At 74.2% G+C, this 15,161-nt stretch carries 15 protein-coding genes; 3 read left to right on the top strand and 12 right to left on the bottom strand.

Translation table 11 applies throughout. From position 1 onward, the window contains the following. Positions 1–74: 74 nt before the first annotated feature. Entirely contained in the window at positions 75–875 is an 801-nt protein-coding gene (locus tag ACZ79I_RS36875) for a LysR substrate-binding domain-containing protein (RefSeq protein ID WP_471503678.1), read from the bottom strand. Between the two features lie 59 nt (positions 876–934). Between ACZ79I_RS36875 and ACZ79I_RS36870 the strand changes: the two genes are divergently transcribed. Beyond that, positions 935–1,342 (top strand): DUF5997 family protein, encoded by a 408-nt coding sequence (locus ACZ79I_RS36870; protein WP_471503676.1) that lies wholly within the window; start codon positions 935–937, stop codon positions 1,340–1,342. 33 nt (positions 1,343–1,375) lie between these two features. Here the strand turns inward: ACZ79I_RS36870 and ACZ79I_RS36865 are convergent, their stop codons facing one another. Continuing rightward, the gene (locus ACZ79I_RS36865) at positions 1,376–1,744 is read right to left on the bottom strand and encodes a DUF6479 family protein (protein WP_471503674.1); all 369 of its coding nucleotides are present in this window, start codon (positions 1,742–1,744) and stop codon (positions 1,376–1,378) included. 325 nt (positions 1,745–2,069) lie between these two features. On the opposite strand from ACZ79I_RS36865, the gene ctaD reads away from it, so the two are divergent. Both ctaD and ctaF read left to right on the top strand, forming a co-directional pair. Then, on the top strand, positions 2,070–3,743 hold the full coding sequence (gene ctaD, locus ACZ79I_RS36860; RefSeq protein WP_471503672.1) for an aa3-type cytochrome oxidase subunit I: 1,674 nt from the start codon (positions 2,070–2,072) through the stop codon (positions 3,741–3,743). Beyond that, a complete protein-coding gene (gene ctaF / locus ACZ79I_RS36855; protein WP_471503670.1) occupies positions 3,740–4,129 on the top strand; it encodes an aa3-type cytochrome oxidase subunit IV in 390 nt (129 codons plus the stop codon). Before ctaD ends, ctaF begins: the two co-directional genes overlap by 4 nt. Here ctaF and qcrB read toward each other — a convergent pair. The 10 genes from qcrB to mftD form a co-directional block, all read right to left on the bottom strand. Then, complete coding sequence (qcrB, locus tag ACZ79I_RS36850) at positions 4,059–5,594, bottom strand: cytochrome bc1 complex cytochrome b subunit (RefSeq protein ID WP_471505459.1); 1,536 nt, start codon at positions 5,592–5,594, stop codon at positions 4,059–4,061. The genes ctaF and qcrB overlap by 71 nt on opposite strands. A gap of 222 nt (positions 5,595–5,816) precedes the next feature. Further along, positions 5,817–6,836: an iron-containing redox enzyme family protein gene (locus ACZ79I_RS36845; protein ID WP_471503668.1), complete on the bottom strand. Its 1,020-nt coding sequence runs from the start codon at positions 6,834–6,836 to the stop codon at positions 5,817–5,819. Then, entirely contained in the window at positions 6,833–7,072 is a 240-nt protein-coding gene (locus tag ACZ79I_RS36840; RefSeq protein WP_471503666.1) for a CDGSH iron-sulfur domain-containing protein, read from the bottom strand. Before ACZ79I_RS36840 ends, ACZ79I_RS36845 begins: the two co-directional genes overlap by 4 nt. Further along, positions 7,056–7,733: a HemK2/MTQ2 family protein methyltransferase gene (locus ACZ79I_RS36835; protein ID WP_471503664.1), complete on the bottom strand. Its 678-nt coding sequence runs from the start codon at positions 7,731–7,733 to the stop codon at positions 7,056–7,058. Before ACZ79I_RS36835 ends, ACZ79I_RS36840 begins: the two co-directional genes overlap by 17 nt. Positions 7,734–7,962: 229 nt before the next feature. After that, a complete protein-coding gene (locus ACZ79I_RS36830) occupies positions 7,963–8,673 on the bottom strand; it encodes an SDR family oxidoreductase (protein WP_471503662.1) in 711 nt (236 codons plus the stop codon). A 63-nt stretch (positions 8,674–8,736) separates the two neighbouring features. After that, on the bottom strand, positions 8,737–10,686 hold the full coding sequence (acs, locus tag ACZ79I_RS36825; RefSeq protein WP_471503660.1) for an acetate--CoA ligase: 1,950 nt from the start codon (positions 10,684–10,686) through the stop codon (positions 8,737–8,739). An 86-nt stretch (positions 10,687–10,772) separates the two neighbouring features. Further along, on the bottom strand, positions 10,773–12,335 hold the full coding sequence (gene mftF, locus ACZ79I_RS36820; RefSeq protein ID WP_471503658.1) for a mycofactocin biosynthesis glycosyltransferase MftF: 1,563 nt from the start codon (positions 12,333–12,335) through the stop codon (positions 10,773–10,775). After that, positions 12,332–13,117 (bottom strand): mycofactocin-coupled SDR family oxidoreductase, encoded by a 786-nt coding sequence (locus ACZ79I_RS36815; protein WP_471503656.1) that lies wholly within the window; start codon positions 13,115–13,117, stop codon positions 12,332–12,334. The genes mftF and ACZ79I_RS36815 overlap by 4 nt, the downstream gene beginning before the upstream one ends. After that, the gene (gene mftE / locus ACZ79I_RS36810) at positions 13,114–13,872 is read right to left on the bottom strand and encodes a mycofactocin biosynthesis peptidyl-dipeptidase MftE (RefSeq protein WP_471503654.1); all 759 of its coding nucleotides are present in this window, start codon (positions 13,870–13,872) and stop codon (positions 13,114–13,116) included. The genes ACZ79I_RS36815 and mftE overlap by 4 nt, the downstream gene beginning before the upstream one ends. 50 nt (positions 13,873–13,922) lie before the next feature. After that, positions 13,923–15,116, bottom strand: coding sequence for a pre-mycofactocin synthase MftD (gene mftD / locus ACZ79I_RS36805; protein ID WP_471503652.1), 1,194 nt, complete (start codon positions 15,114–15,116; stop codon positions 13,923–13,925). Positions 15,117–15,161: the final 45 nt, after the last annotated feature.

Genomic DNA, 15,161 nt, shown 5'->3' with positions numbered 1-15,161 from the left:
GCCCTCCGGGTCCGGAACCGATATCTCCAGACTGGGGCTGCGGCCACCGTCCCGCACGGCTCGCCGGAGCGCGGCTACGACCGGCGGCGAGGCCTGCCGCGCCGGCCGCCCTTGGCGGCGCCCGAACTGCTCCGTGTGCTCTTGCCCGTCGTGCCCGTGCCCGTCGTGCTCTTGCCCGTCGTCTTCCCCGCCGCGGGCTTGCGCCGGCCGTCCACCGCGTCCGGGCGCCCCCGCTGCGGCTGCGCGGTGGCGGTGTGGGCGGAAGCGCGGCCCCGTGTGCTGTTGACCGTCCGCCCGCGGACGATCCCGATGAAGTCCTCGACCAGGTCGGTGCTCGCGTCCTCCGGCCACGACAGCGCGACGCTCGACTGCGGGGCGTCCACGATCGGCCGGTAGGTGAGGTCGCGGCGATGGTGCAGCCGCGCCAGGGACTGGGGGACGGCGAGGAGGCCCACACCCGCCGCCACGAGTTCGACGGCGTCCGCCGTGGTGGCGGGGCGCTCGAACGCGGGCCGCCCGGGCGGCCGGTCCCAGCCGAGGACGTCGTCGAGCGGGTGGAACACCACGTCGTCGGCGAGATCCCCGACGGACACCTCGTCCGCCGCGGTCACGACGTGGTCCCTGGGGACCACGACCACCGTCGTCTCGGTGTAGAGGGGGATCGCGCTGAAGAGCGTGCGGTCGACCGGCAACCTCACCAGCCCCGCGTCCGCCGCTCCGTCGCGCAGCGCCTGGGCCGCCTCGGCGGCCGGTACCTGAACGAGCGTCAGTGGGACGTGGGGCAGGCGCTCGTTCCAGATCCGTACCCACTTGGCGGGCGTCACCCCGGGGACGTAGGCGAGCCGGAACGACGGGGATGCTGCCGAGCCTGTCACGCACCCCAGGTTACCGTGCGTGGTCGGAGGCCCCCGACACGGCCGATAGTCTTGACAGCATGACGTCCCACCCGACCACCCAGACGATGAAGCCCGCGACCGCGGCGAAGAAGCTGGGTGTGTACCTCCCCGCCACCCCCGCCGAGTTCCAGGAGGGCGGCGTCTCGCGCACCGAACTGAACGAGCTCCAGGCCGATCCGCCCGAGTGGCTGCGGGAGCTGCGACGCAACGGCCCGCACCCCCGGCCCGTGGTCGCGGCGAAGTTGGGCGTGTCGATCGCGGGCCTCGCACGCGGCGGGGTCACGGAACCGCTCACCACCGAGCAGATCGAGGCGTTGAAGCAGAACCCGCCCGAGTGGCTGGAGAAGGAGCGCGCCACCCAGGCCGGGGTCCGCAGGGAAGCGGCCCGTATCAGGGAGAAGCACGCCGCCGAGCGCGCCGAGGGGGTCCGCGGGCCGCGTTCCTGACCCTCCCGTGCCGCGACCGGTCCGCCCGGCGGATCAGGTCGCGCCGGAACCGCCGCTGCCGAACGAGCCGCCGGATCCGGGGCTCCAGCGGGGACGGTCCTGGTTCTCGCTGCGTTTGCTCCCGGCGGCGTGGATCTCGTGCGGGGTGAGGCGTGCGCTCTCGTCCTCTGCGCGCGGCACCTCGTTCGGCTCCCTCATCTCCCGGGATGCCCCGACCGGTCCGGAGGGCGGCACGCTCGGATGGTCGGAGCGCCGCGGCGGTGCCGGTTCCCGGCGGCGCACCCTGATGCCCAGCCGGACGGCCCACACCAGAGCACCGGCGACGACGAGGCCGCCGACGAAGGCGCCGAGCACGCCCCAGGCGGCATCCGAGGCGATCGTTTCCACGGAGATCGTAGTCATGGGCGGCCGGGTACCCCTGCCCGTCGGACGAACACGCCACGGAGGTCCGCGCTCTCCGAGTCGCGTGCGTCCGCCCCGGCCCACCCTGGTGAACCCTCCCGCGGCAGGCGTGGCGCGACGTCGGCCACGGGGTCCCGGCGATACCGTCGCGGCGAACGGTCGTGGTCAGGACCGGCGCCGTCGCCGGGGACCGGCTCCCCGTCCCCCTCTTCGCCCGGACCGGTTTCCCGCGGCGCGGCCGGGGCACCCGCGCTGCGCTCGCGTGCCGTCCGGCCCACGCGACGGACCTACGGCCGCGCGGGGCGACGGCCCGTGGAGGAGGACGATGACGGAACTGGCGAAGGGCTCGCCCGCTGCCCGGCGGAAGACCGCTCCGGTGCCCTCGCTCGGCCGGGCGCTGCTGCGCTGGAGCACGACGACCGATCACAAGGTGATCGGCCGTCTCTACATGGTCACGGCCTTCTGCTTCTTCCTCTTCGCCGGTCTGCTGGCCCTCGGGATGCGGGCCGAGCTGGCCCGTCCCGGGCTGCAGTTCATGTCCCAGGACGTCTACAACCAGCTGTTCACGGTGCACGGCACGGTGATGATGCTGCTCTTCGCGACGCCCATGTTCGCCGGGTTCGCCAACGCGGTGATGCCCCTGCAGATCGGCGCCCCGGACGTGGCGTTCCCGCGCCTGAACGCCCTGTCGTACTGGATGTACCTCTTCGGCGGGCTCATGGTCGTGTCGGGATTCGTGGTGCCCGGTGGGGCCGCGTCGTTCGGCTGGTTCGCCTACGCCCCGCTGAACAGCGCGTACCACTCCCCCGGCGCCGGTGGCGACCTCTGGGTGATGGGCCTCGTGGTGACGGGCGTGTCCACGACGCTCGGCGCGGTCAACTTCATCTCCACGGTCATGTGTCTGCGGGCCCCCGGCATGACCATGTTCCGGATGCCGATCTTCACCTGGAACGTCCTGTTCACCTCGATCCTGGTGCTGCCCGCGTTCCCCGTCCTCACGGCGGCGCTGCTCGGCCTGGAGGCGGACCGCAAGTTCGGGGCGCACATCTTCGACGCCACGAACGGCGGCGCCCTGCTGTGGCAGCACCTGTTCTGGTTCTTCGGCCACCCGGAGGTCTACATCGTGGCGCTGCCGTTCTTCGGGGTCGTGTCGGAGATCATCCCGGTCTTCTCGCGCAAGCCCCAGTTCGGCTATCTGCCGATGATCGGTGCGACGATCGCGATCACCATGCTCTCGGCGGTGGTGTGGGCGCACCATATGTTCGCCACCGGGGCCGTGCTGCTGCCGTTCTTCTCCCTGACGTCGTTCCTGATCGCGGTGCCGACCGGGATCAAGTTCTTCGCGTGGATCGGCACGATGCACCGGGGGTCCCTGTCGTTCGAGACGCCGATGCTGTGGGCGCTCGGATTCCTCGTGTCGTTCCTCCTGGGCGGGCTCAGCGGCGTCCTCATCGCCTCCCCGCCGCTCGACTTCCACGTCACCGACTCGTACTTCATCGTGGCGCATCTGCACTATGTGCTCTTCGGCACCGTGGTCTTCGCAATGTTCGCGGGCTTCTACTTCTGGTGGCCGAAGTTCACCGGGAAGATGCTGGACGAGCGGCTGGGCAAAGTGCACTTCTGGCTGTTATTCCCCGGCTTCCAGCTGACCTTCCTGGTGCAGCACTGGCTGGGCGCGGAGGGCATGCCGCGCCGCTTCGCCGACTACCTCCCGGCCGACGGCTTCACCCTGCTCAACACGCTGTCGTCCGCGGGGGCGTTCCTGCTCGGGATCTCCACGCTGCCGTTCCTGTACAACGTCTGGCACACCGCCCGGCACGGTGAACGCGTCACGTCGGACGATCCCTGGGGATTCGGCCGCGCGCTCGAGTGGGCGACGTCCTGCCCGCCGCCGCGCCACAACTTCGTGGCGCTGCCGCGCGTGCGGTCCGAGTCGCCGGCCTTCGACCTGCACCACCCCGAGACCGTGCGGCACTCTCTGGAGGAGGGACTGCGGTGAAGATCGAGGCACTGCTCTTCGGCGGCGTCGCCCTCTTCTTCGGGGCCTCCGCCGCGCTGTACGGGGCGTGGTCGGGCGAGCCGGCCGGTACGGCGGTACTGATCATCGCCTTCGGCATGGCCGCCCTGGTGTCCTTCTTCTGCGCGGTGCAGTACCGGCGCCGGGGGCGCCGCCCCCAGGACCGTACGGACGCCGAAGTGGCGGACGGAGCCGGCCCCCTGGACTTCTTCCCCGCGCACAGCCCCTGGCCCGTGATCACGGCGCTGGGTTTCGCCGTCGCCGCCACGGGGGTGGTCTACGGGCTGTGGCTGTTCCTCATCGGCATCGGCGTACTGGTCCGGGGCGTTCTCGGGATGGCGTTCCAGTACGCGACTCGTGGGGAGTGAGCGGCTTCCTGGGCGCTCCGGGCGGGAACCGGGTGACGGGCCGGTGGCCGCTCTCGTAGCCGCCTTCCACGGTCTGGCGGACCTCCCCGGTCTCCTCCCCCTCGGTCAGGCGCTGCTGCTCCGCCGCCAGCAGGGCGTGGCACAGCCGCCGGGTGAGCAGGAAGGCCAGGACCGGAGCCACGATCAGGCAGACGCGCAGGATCCAAGTCAGGGCGTTCAGGGAGACCTTGAAGGTGTCCGCGATGATGTCGTTGCCGCCGGCCAGCAGCAGGACGCCGTAGAAGGTGATGCCGGCGGCACCGAGCCCGGTGCGCACGGGACGGTCCCGCGGCCGGTCGCACTGGTGGCGTTCCTCACGCCACTCCCCGGTCAGCCGCTGCTCGACGAACGGGTAGGCGTACAGCACGAGGAACAGCAGGGCCGGCAGGACGACGGCCGGCAGCAGGACGTTCCACATGAGCGTGTGCCCGGCGACGTTCGTCTCCCAGGGCGGTACGAGCCTGAGCGCGCCCTCCAGGAAGCCGACGTACCAGTCGGGCTGTGAGCCCGTCGACGCCTGGTCCGGCCGGTAGGGCCCGTACGTCCACACCGGGTTGATCTGGGCGAGGCCCCCGAGCAGCGCCGTCACGCCGAAGACGGTGAGGGCCAGTCCCGTCGAGGAGGCCGTGAACTGCGGGTAGAGCGGCTTGCCCACCACATTCCCGCCGGTCCTCCCCGGTCCGCGCCACTGAGTGTGCTTCAGGTGGAACACGAGGATCAGGTGCACGGTGACCAGACCGATCAGCGCCCCGGGCAGCAGGAGGATGTGCAGGCCGTAGAGGCGGCTGATGAAGTCCTCTCCGGGGAACTGCGACCCGAAGGCGAACATGCTCACGTACGTCCCCACGACCGGCAGGGACAGCATGATGCCCTCCGCGATGCGCAGCCCCGTGCCGGAGAGGAGGTCGTCGGGGAGCGAGTAGCCCGCGAAGCCCTCGGCGAGGGAGATCAGGAACAGGGTGACCCCGATGACCCAGTTGATCTCGCGGGGCCTGCGGAAGGCGCCCGTGAAGAAGATCCGCAGCAGGTGCACGCCGATCGCGGCGACGAACACCAGGGCCGCCCAGTGGTGCATCTGCCGGATCAGGAGGCCGCCGCGCACATCGAAGCTGATGCGCAGGGTCGAGTCGAAGGCCGACGACATACGGACGCCCCGTAGCGGCACGTACCGCCCGTCGTAGACGACTTCGCGCATCTCCGGGTGGAAGAAGAAGGTCAGCCACACGCCGGTCAGGACGAGGACGAGCAGGCTGTAGAGCGCGATCTCCCCGAGCAGGAACGACCAGTGCTCGGGGAACGCCTTGCGCAGCAGCCGCCCGGCGCCGTCCAGTACGGGCAGCCGTGCGTCCGCCGCGTCGGCGAGCCGTTCCCCGGGCCGGCGGGCCGCGGCCGCCGGCGGGGCGGACGGCCGGCGCCCCCCGTCCATGCCGTCGTCGGGCCGTTCGTCCCGGTCCCGGTCCACGGAACGCCTCCTTCTGCGGTGCTCGCCGACCGCTCGCCGTCATGCATTGCCCTTCGGGTCGGCGGGGCGGGTACCCCGGCTCGGCGAAACACTCGCGCGCCGCCGCGGTACACCCGTCCGGGTGAGCACGGCGCCGGCCCGCGGCTCCTCCGCCTTCCCCGCCGCGTACGGGACGTGCATCCGCCGTCAGCGCGGCGGCACCGGGGTGCGCAGGGCGGTGCGCCCGGCGCGCCAGGCATCCAGGAGGCGGGCGGCGAGCCGGTCCTCGAGAAAGCCCGTGGCCCGGATGCCGAACACGACGTCGCCCTCCAGGCCGGGTTCGCTCTCCAGCAGGCCCCCGACCACGTCGTGGCGTACGACCTGCTCGTGCACCGCGTCCGCCACCACGTGCTCGTCGTAGAAGCGTGCGGCGGCTCCGCCCGCGCCGACCCGGCGCAGCGCCTCGGCCAGCCGGCGCGAGCCCGGGGACGAGGTGACCTCGACGGCCGCGAAGTGGCCCGCCAGGGCCCCGCGCAGGCTCCGGTGCAGGCCGAACAGGGACATCAGGTTGACCGTGGCGAGCATCTCCGCGGGGGCGGCCTCCAGGTAGTGCCCGTAGGCCGTGGTGAGCCCCAGGTCCTCCATGAGGTCGGCGAAGAGGCCGGCGTGGATCTCGTCGGCCCGTCCGGCCCCGAACTCGTCGAACTCCACGGCCGCCATCGCCGCCTTGGCCCTGCCGTGCAGCCGGGGGATCACCCAGGCGTGCGGGTCGGCCTCCTTGAGGTGGTACAGCGACCGCAGCGCGGCGTACTCCAGCAGATGGCCCAGCCGGCCCTCGTTCCGCAGGAAGTGGGTGACTCCGGTGCCGACGTCGTCGGCCGGTTCGACCTGCAGTTCGTCCAGCGCCTCCTGCGCGCCGGCGTCGGTGGGGACGTCGGCGCGCAGGGCGTGCAGGAACCGGTCCTCCAGGGGACGGCGGAGGGCGAGAACCGCGGGATCCCACTCCAGGTCGTCCTCGACCCCCTCGAACCCCTGGTAGTGCAGTTCGTACAGCACGTACAGCGCCAGCTGCAGGTCCTCACCGTAGGGATCGCCGTCCGCCGCCGGGGCGGGTGACGGCGGGCAGCCCCTGCCGCGCAGCGCGCCGAGCACGGCACCCGACAGCGGCCCCCTGGCGAGGGGCGGTGGCGGGCTCACCCGGCGTGGCTCGGCTCGGCTGCTGGTCACTCGCGCGTCTCCTCCCGGGCCGGGTTGCGCTCGTCTCCCGTCCTGCAGCGGCGCCGGTGGCTGGTGTCGCACCAGGGATACGTACGGCTGCGGCGGCAGGTGCACACCGCCACGACGAACCGCCGGCACACGACGGCCTCGCCGTCCGGACCGATGACCTCCACCGGCCCCTCGACCAGCAACGGGCCGTCCCGGTCGGCACGGATGCGGCAGACGCGTTCACGCTCGTACGGCACGGACGACCACCAGCTCCTCCAGCATGTCGTCGGCGGGCAGACCGCGCTGCCGCAGCCAGGACAGCCGGGACCTCAGCACCTGGCCGAAAGGGATCAGGACGCGGTCCGTGACCGTGGGGCTGAGCCCCGCCCCGGAGAGCCGGGCCAGGGTGTCCTGCACCCCGCACAGCCCGGAGTGCACCATCAGCAGGGCGCCCCGGGGGCGCAGCAGAGCCGCCGCGGCATCGCAGACGCGGTCCAGCAGCAGGCGGCCGTCCCAGCCGGCGTCCCAGGCGCGCGCGGCACCGCGCGGGGATCCGCGGCCGGGGGACGGTACGTACGGCGGATTGCTGACCACCAGGTCGAAGGAGTGTCCCGGCACGGCCGATGCGAGGTCGCCGTGGCGGACGCTCATGCTCTGCCGGCTGAGCAGGGCGTTCACCCGGGTGGTGAGCACCGCCCGCCAGGAGATGTCGACCGCGGTGACGCGCGCGCCGAGCCGTGCGGCCTCCAGTGCCAGGACCCCGCTGCCGGTGCACAGGTCCAGGACGTCGGTGCCGGGGGTGATCCCCTCACGGCGCATGGCCCTGGCCAGCAGCCACGTGTCCTGCTGCGGGGCGTACACGCCCGGCGGGATCCAGGCCGGGCCCGGCGGGGGCGGCCGGCGGATGTCGAGGGTCATCGGCTCCTCCGTACGGCGACACGCCCCACGAGTCCCCTGCCGTGCGCGATCGACACGCTTGCCGGCGATCTACGCGTTCCGGACACGGGGCCGGGCGGTCGGCCTCCGGGTTTGGTGGAGATGCGGGGTCCATGCCCGCTCCGGGAGGGCCGACCGGGTGCGTGCCGTGCCGGGCGGCGGTCGGTGGTTTGCCGCCCGGCAGGCGGCGGGCCGGCCGCCTCGCCCCCGGTCAGGCGGCCCGGCGCGGCGGTGTGCAGCGGTCGGACAGGACGAGGACCGGGCCGAGCACGGGCTCGCCGGGGGCCCTTCCGCCCGGCGCCCCGGAGCACGCGGCGTGGGTCAGCAGCCCGGGCAGCGCGTCGGCGAGGTGCGCCCGGTACCGGGCCCCGTCGAGCGACGGGCTGGGCACGACGGCATGGACGTCGACGCGCGGCGCCAGCTCGGCCGCCAGCCATTCGGTCAGTTCGGTCAGCGCGGCCAGGGCGGTGCCCCGCGCCCCGTCCCGGACCACGTCCGTCGCGGCGGTGACCACCGTGCCGCCGTGGTGGGCCATCCACCGCCGGTGGGCGTGCTGGATCCAGGTCAGGGGTGTGACGAGGTCCCGCTGCAGGTCGTCGCGCAGGCTCAGCGGGTCCAGTTCGATCAGCGGCCGGGGCCGGGGCGGAACGGCCACCAGGTTCACCAGGTGGTCGAGCCGCCCCAGGCGGCGGACGACGGTGCCGACCGCCCGGCCCACCGCGGCCGGATCATCGGGGCGGCAGGGGACGGCCAGCACCCGGCCTTCGGGATCGGAGGAGGAGGTGGCGGTGGTGAGGTCGGCTGTCGCGCCCGCCACAGCCACCCGGGCGCCCTGTGCCAGGAGCACCTTCTTCATCGTCCCGGCGGGGTCCGCCCCGGTGAGGAGCGCGACCCGGCCGGACAGCAGACCGCGCTGTCCCATGTTTCCTTCCCCTTCCCCTTCCCCTTCCTCTTCCCGTCCTCCGTGTCCGGCGGCCGGCCGAGGTCAGTCGGCCCGCGGGGGGCGGCCGGTGAGCCCGGCGTTGATCAGATCCATCACGGAGGCGTCGGCGAGCGTCGTGACATCGCCGACCTCGCGGTTCTCGGCCACGTCGCGCAGCAGCCTGCGCATGATCTTCCCGGAGCGCGTCTTGGGCAGTTCCGGGACCACCAGGATCCGGCCGGGCTTGGCGATCGGACCGATCTCCCGGGCCACGTGCTCGCGCAGCGCCGCGGTCACCTCCGCCGCGTCCCCGTCGGTGGCGCCCGCGCGCAGGATCACGAAGGCCACGATCGCCTGCCCGGTCGTCGGGTCCGAGGCCCCCACCACCGCGGCCTCGGCCACCGAGGGGTGCGACACGAGCGCCGACTCGACCTCGGCGGTGGAGATCCGGTGCCCGGAGACGTTCATGACGTCGTCCACGCGGCCCAGCAGCCAGATGTCGCCGTCCTCGTCGTAGCGGGCGCCGTCGCCGGCGAAGTAGTGGCCGCGGTGGGCGAAGCGGGCCCAGTAGGTCTCGCGGTAGCGGTCCTCGTCGCCCCAGATGCCGCGCAGCATCGCCGGCCAGGGCTGGTCCAGCACGAGGTAGCCGCTCTCGCCCCGGCCGACCTCCTGGCCCTGGTCGTCGACGACCTTGGCGGAGACGCCCGGCAGCGGTGCCTGTGCCGAGCCGGGCTTGGCGGGCGCGGCTCCGGGAAGGGGCGCGATCATCACGGCGCCGGTCTCGGTCTGCCACCAGGTGTCCACGACCGGCACGCGGTCGCCGCCGATGTGCTTGCGGTACCAGCGCCATGCCTCGGGGTTGATGGGCTCCCCGACGCTGCCGAGCATGCCGATCGACGACAGGTCGTAGCGGGCCGGAAGCTGCTCGCCCCACTTCATGAACGTGCGGATCAGGGTGGGAGCGGTGTAGTAGACGGAGACCCCGTACTTCTCGATGATCTCGAAGTGCCGCCCCTCGTGCGGGGTGGTGGGCGTGCCCTCGTACAGGACCGACGTGGTCCGGTTGGCGAGCGGCCCGTAGACGATGTAGGAGTGCCCGGTGATCCAGCCGATGTCGGCGGTGCACCAGTAGACGTCGGTGTCGGGGTCGAGGTCGAAGACGGCGCGGTGGGTGTACGCGGTCTGCGTCAGATAGCCGCCGGAGGTGTGCAGGATGCCCTTCGGCCTCCCGGTGGTGCCCGAGGTGTAGAGGATGAAGAGCGGGTGCTCGGCGTCGAACGCCTCGGGCCGGTGCTCGTCGGGCTGTGTGTCGACGAGGTCGTGCCACCACAGGTCGCGGCCCTCGGTCCAGGGCACCTCGGTGCCGGTGCGCCGCACCACCAGGACGTGTTCGATGCTCGGGGCGTGCCGTGTCGCCTCGTCGGTGTTCGCCTTCATGGGTTCCGCGCGGCCCCGGCGGTACTGCCCGTCCGAGGTGATCAGCAGGCGCGCCTCGGCGTCCTCGATGCGCGACTGCAGGGCGGCGGGCGAGAATCCGCCGAAGACCACGCTGTGCGGCAGCCCGAGCCGGGCGCAGGCCAGCATGGCGAACACGGCCTCGGGGATCATCGGGAGCTGGATGGCGACCCGGTCGCCGGCCCTCAGCCCCAGGGACAGCAGGGCGTTGGCGGTTCTGCAGACCTCGCGCCGGAGGTCCGCGTAGGTGATCGTACGGGTGTCGCCGGGCTCGCCCTCCCAGTGGAAGGCGACCTGGTCGCCGTGACCGGTCTCGACGTGCCGGTCGACGCAGTTGTACGCGACGTTCAGCCGTCCGCCGGTGAACCAGCGCGCGAACGGCGCGCCGGACCAGTCCAGGACCTCGGACCACCTGGTCTCCCAGTGCAGTTCTTCCGCCTGCCGCGACCAGAACGCCAGGCGGTCGGCCGCCGTCCGCTCGCCGGGCCGGGGCGCCGCCTCGGCCTCTCCGGCGAGCGGACCGCCGGCTGCGGGACGGGGATCGGGGCGCGGGGACATGCTGATTTCCTCCAGGTGTGCGGGTAGGGGCGACGGGCCTGCCGCTCGACGGGGCTGCCTCTCGGGGAGCGGGGACGGCACGGCCGTCACCAGGTCTCCACGGTGGCCGTGGCGGGTTGGTGCGAGGTTGGCGCCACGGGGCGGGGCTCCCAGGGGCGCCGTACGGGACGGCGGCCCGCGCGGCGCAGGGGCAGGGCGAGGCGGGGAACCAGCGGCGCGGCGGTCCCGCGCCGCACGGCGCCCTGCCACACGCCCCATCCGTAGGCCAGATCGTCCAGGCGCCGGATCGCCGTGTACGTCAGCGGGCCCAGCGGGGTGTCCGAACGGCGGTGGTCGGCCAGCCCCTCGGCGAGGGCGGCGGCGGCCAGGACCCACCGGGCCCGGCGGCTGGCGGCCGCGGCCGCCACGGCGAGCGGCCAGTGGTGCCGGGTGGCGCAGCGCAGCAGTTGCTCGGCGGTGCCGCGCAGCGCGGCGAGCGCCAGCAGGGTCCCGGCCCGGGCGGGGGCGTCGGCGTCCGGCATGCGCCGTGCCACCCGTACGGCGGTCGTCGCGGTCAGGGCGAGCGCCGCGGCCGCCGGCAGCGGTCTGCCCCGCAGGAGCAGCGCGCAGGCGGCGAGCGACCAGGGAGCGGCGTACAGCGGGGGCACCAGGCCGGGGTGACGCAGCGCCAGGTCGGCGGCGCCGGTGCCGTATCCGGCCCGCTGGGCGAGCCAGCCGCGCAGGTCGGTGCGGTGGCGGTGGCCCACGCGGACGGTGGGGACGTAGCGCAGCCGCCAGCCCGCCTCGTGCAGCCGCATGCACAGGTCGACGTCCTCCCCGACCCGCATGCCGGGGGCGAACCCGGTGCCGAGCGCGGACCGGCGGACCACGATGGTCGCGCTCGGGACGTAGGCGAGCATCGAGACCGGCACGACCGGGCCCTCCCGCGGCCCCATGTCGAGCGGCGAGCGGACCTGCTCGTAGCGGTCCAGGCGCCCCGGCCCGGGGACGGGCAGGGCGACCACCCTGGGGGCGGCGAGGGCCACGGCGGGGTCGCCGAACTGCGCCAGCAGCGGGGCGAGCCAGCCCCGTTCGGGCACGACGTCGGAGTCGCAGAACGCGACGTACGCCGTGCGGGCGTGCCGCAGCGCGGTGTTGCGGGCGGCGGCGGGGCCGAGGTTGCGCGCGTGGACGAGCAGCCGGGCGCCGTGCCGCCGGGCCGCCCGGGCGAGGGCGTCCGGGTCGCGGGAGCCGTCGTCCACCACCAGGACCGGCAGGGCCGCGGTGGCCGGGTCGGCGCGCAGCGCGGCCAGCAGTCCGTCGAGCTGGGCGGCCCGGTCGCGTACCGGGATCGCGATCGTGGTGTCGCGGACCGGTGCCAGCGGGGGGCGGGGGTGGGCCACGCCCGCGTCCAGGAGCCGGCGGGCGAGTGCGGCGCTCCCGGCGTCCGTCACGACGAACCCGCCGTCCCGCAGCAGCCGGACCGCCGCGGCCCGGAGGCGCAGCAGCCGGGGAGGCGAGCCGCCGAGCATCAGGTGGCCGTCGCGCGAGCGATGGGTGTCGGCGGCGAGTTCGACCGCGAACCCGTCGGGGAGCCGGTCGGCGGGCGGGGACGGCAGCGCGCCCGGCGGCGGGGTGCCCGCCGCCGCGTGTCCGATGAGTCGTGTCATGCCGTGAACCCCCCGTCTGCGTGCAGCACCGAACCGGTGACCGCGAAGGACTCCGCCGAACAGGCCCAGGCCACCGCGGCGGCCACCTCCTCCGGCTCCAGCGGGCGCCCGGTCAGCTGCCGTTCGGAGAGCGTGTCGATGCCGGGCAGGCCGTACAGGCCGGCCGTGGCCCGCAGCATCTCCGTGCGGGTGGAGCCGGGGGACACGGCGACGGCGCCCACGCCGGTGTCCCGCAGGTCGCAGGCGAGGCCGCGGACCAGTCCGACCACCGCGTGCTTGGCCGCGCAGTAGGCGCCCAGGCCCCACAGCCCCCGGTGCGCGGCGGCCGAGGCGAGGGCGACGAACCGGCCGCTGCGGGGCCGCGGACGGCGCAGCAGTGCGGGCACGGCGGCGCGCGCCAGGTGGGCCACGCCCAGGACGTCCACGTCGAGCAGCGTGCGCCACTGGGTGTCGCTCTGCTCCCACACCGGTTCCCCGCCGAGCACCACCGCCGCCGCGGCCACGGCGGCGTCGAGTCCGCCGAACTCGCTCTCGGCCGACGCGACGGCCAGGCCCAGCGCGGCCGCGTCCCGGACGTCCGCCCGGACGGCGCGGACATCCCCGAACTCCTCGGCCAGCGCGTCGAGCCGGTGCGGCTCGGCGAGCGGGTAGGGCACGTCGGGGTCGTCGGCGCAGCGGTCGACGGCGACGACGGCCCAGCCGTCACGGGCCAGCTGCCGGACGGTCGCGGCGCCGATGCCGCGGGCGGCGCCGGTGACGACGGCGACCCGGCGCCCGGTCACCGCCCGCCCCCCGTCCGGGCGGTGACCGGGCGCCGTTCGGACACGCCGAGCCGGCCCCGCGGGGAGATCTGCCAGGCGCGGATGTCGCAGGCCAGCCGGTCGGCCATCCCCTCGAGGAGCCGTTCGCCCTCGGCGGTCCCGGCCCCCGCCGGATCGCCGAGGACTCCGGACGGGCTGACCCCGCGTACGGACTCGGCGACCAGCCGGTCCATCAGCAGGCGGACCGGCTCGGTGGGTCCGGCGACGGCCCTGTCGCCGCGCACGGCCGAAGGCCGCAGCCGCAGCATCAGGGAGGTCTCGGTGCGGCCCGCGTGGGCGTCGCCGCCCGGCGGCAGGCACGGCCACCAGGCCGCGTCGCGGCTCTCGCCGCGCAGTCCGCGCACGGCGCCGACCAGGCCGGCCAGGTTGCCGCCGTGGCCGTTGACCACCAGCAGGCGGCCCGCCCAGCGCAGCAGCGAGCGGCCGGTCTCGGTCAGCAGCAGTCGCAGCGCGGCGTGTCCGATGGACACCGTGCCGGGGAAGCCCTCGTGTTCGCCGCTGGCGCCGTAGGGCTGGGGCGGCGCGATCACCAGGTCCAGTTCTCCGGCCAGCCGGGCCGCGGCCCGCTCGGCCACGGCCGAGGCCACCGCCGAGTCGGTGTCCAGCGGCAGGTGCGGGCCGTGCTGCTCGCAGGAGCCGAGGGGCAGCAGCACCAGGGGGCGGCGGCCCTCCAGGTCGGGCCAGGCCAGGTCCGCCAGGCGCGTCACCGCCGTCATGGCGCACCGCCCGTCATGGCGCACCGCCCGTCACGGCCTCGGGCCGCATGTCACACCGTCCCCGGTGTGCGGGAAGCCGCGCCGAGGGTACGGGTGAAGCCGGGCGGGACGACCACGTCGGCGGGGGTCAGTTCGTGGACGGACGAGCGCCCCAGGCCGAGCAGGGCGGAGTCGATGCCGCGGCTGAGGACGTCGAGGACGTTCTCCACTCCGCCCTGGCCTCCCGCCGCCAGTCCCCACAGGTAGGCGCGGCCGATCATCACCGCCCGGGCGCCGAGCGCCAGCGCCTTGACCACGTCGCTGCCGCGGCGGACGCCGCCGTCGAGCAGCACCTCGACCTGGTCGCCGACCACGGCCGCGACGGCGGGCAGCGCGCGGATCGGTGCCGGGGTCGCGTCGAGGTTGTTGCCGCCGTGGTTGGACACGGAGATCGCGGTGACGCCCGCGTCGACCGCGCGGCGGGCGTCGTCCACGCGGCAGATGCCCTTGAGCAGGAACGGTCCGTCCCACTGCTCGCGCAGCCAGCGCACGTCGTCCCAGGACGGCGGGGGCGTCTGCATCCACTCGCCGTAGGCGCCGAAGAACGTCGGCGCGTCCTGGCCTGCCTCGGCGAGGTTCGGTGTCGTCAGGTCCGGGAGGCTGCGGGACTTCACGAAGTCCCACAGCCAGCGCGGACGGGCCAGCGCCTCGGGGGCGAACCGCGCCATGGCCTTGAGGTCGAGCCGTTCGGGGATCGCGGGGCTGCCCCAGTCCCGGCCGTAGGAGAAGGACCAGTCGAGGGTGACGATCAGTCCCTTGGCCCCCGCTTCGCGGGCGTACTCGATCCGCCGCTCCATCGCGTCCCTGGAACCCATCCAGTACATCTGGAAGAAGGTCCGCGGGTTCGCGGCCGCGACGTCCCTCAGCGACTTGCTGGCGAACGAGCTGAGGCCCATCGCGGTGCCCCGCGCCGCGGCGGCGCGCGCGACGGCCACCTCGCCGTCCGGGTGCACGGCCTGCACGCCGGTCGGGGAGATGATCACCGGCAGGTCGATCTGCTGCCCCATGACCGTCGTGGACATCTCGCGCTTGGCCGACAGCCCCGCCACGTGCGGGGCGAAGCCCAGCTCGGTGAAGGCGGCGGTGTTGTCGTCGTAGGAGACGCCCTTCTCGGAGCCGGCGAGCAGCGCGCTGTAGACGGACTTCGGCAGCCGCTTCCTCGCTCGCCGCTGGGCCTCGGCAACCGTCTCGATCCACCCGCTCATGTTCGTCCTCTTTCGTGTCGTGGGCCGGCCGCGCCGTGTGTGGGG

The organism is Streptomyces sp. PSU-S4-23 (genome assembly GCF_055632315.1).
This window is presented reverse-complemented; position numbering and strand designations above follow the sequence as displayed.

Bases quoted from the DNA above. Each gene is read 5' to 3' on its own strand.
- ACZ79I_RS36870 (WP_471503676.1), top strand. From the start codon at position 935: ATGACGTCCCACCCGACCACCCAGACGATGAAGCCCGCGACCGCGGCG.
- qcrB (WP_471505459.1), bottom strand. From the start codon at position 5,594: ATGGACGGGGGGCGCCGGCCGTCCGCCCCGCCGGCGGCCGCGGCCCGC.
- ACZ79I_RS36835 (WP_471503664.1), bottom strand. From the start codon at position 7,733: ATGACCCTCGACATCCGCCGGCCGCCCCCGCCGGGCCCGGCCTGGATC.
- mftE (WP_471503654.1), bottom strand. From the start codon at position 13,872: ATGACGGCGGTGACGCGCCTGGCGGACCTGGCCTGGCCCGACCTGGAG.
- mftF (WP_471503658.1), bottom strand. From the start codon at position 12,335: ATGACACGACTCATCGGACACGCGGCGGCGGGCACCCCGCCGCCGGGC.
- ACZ79I_RS36830 (WP_471503662.1), bottom strand. From the start codon at position 8,673: ATGGGACAGCGCGGTCTGCTGTCCGGCCGGGTCGCGCTCCTCACCGGG.
- mftD (WP_471503652.1), bottom strand. From the start codon at position 15,116: ATGAGCGGGTGGATCGAGACGGTTGCCGAGGCCCAGCGGCGAGCGAGG.
- ctaD (WP_471503672.1), top strand. From the start codon at position 2,070: ATGACGGAACTGGCGAAGGGCTCGCCCGCTGCCCGGCGGAAGACCGCT.
- acs (WP_471503660.1), bottom strand. From the start codon at position 10,686: ATGTCCCCGCGCCCCGATCCCCGTCCCGCAGCCGGCGGTCCGCTCGCC.
- ACZ79I_RS36865 (WP_471503674.1), bottom strand. From the start codon at position 1,744: ATGACTACGATCTCCGTGGAAACGATCGCCTCGGATGCCGCCTGGGGC.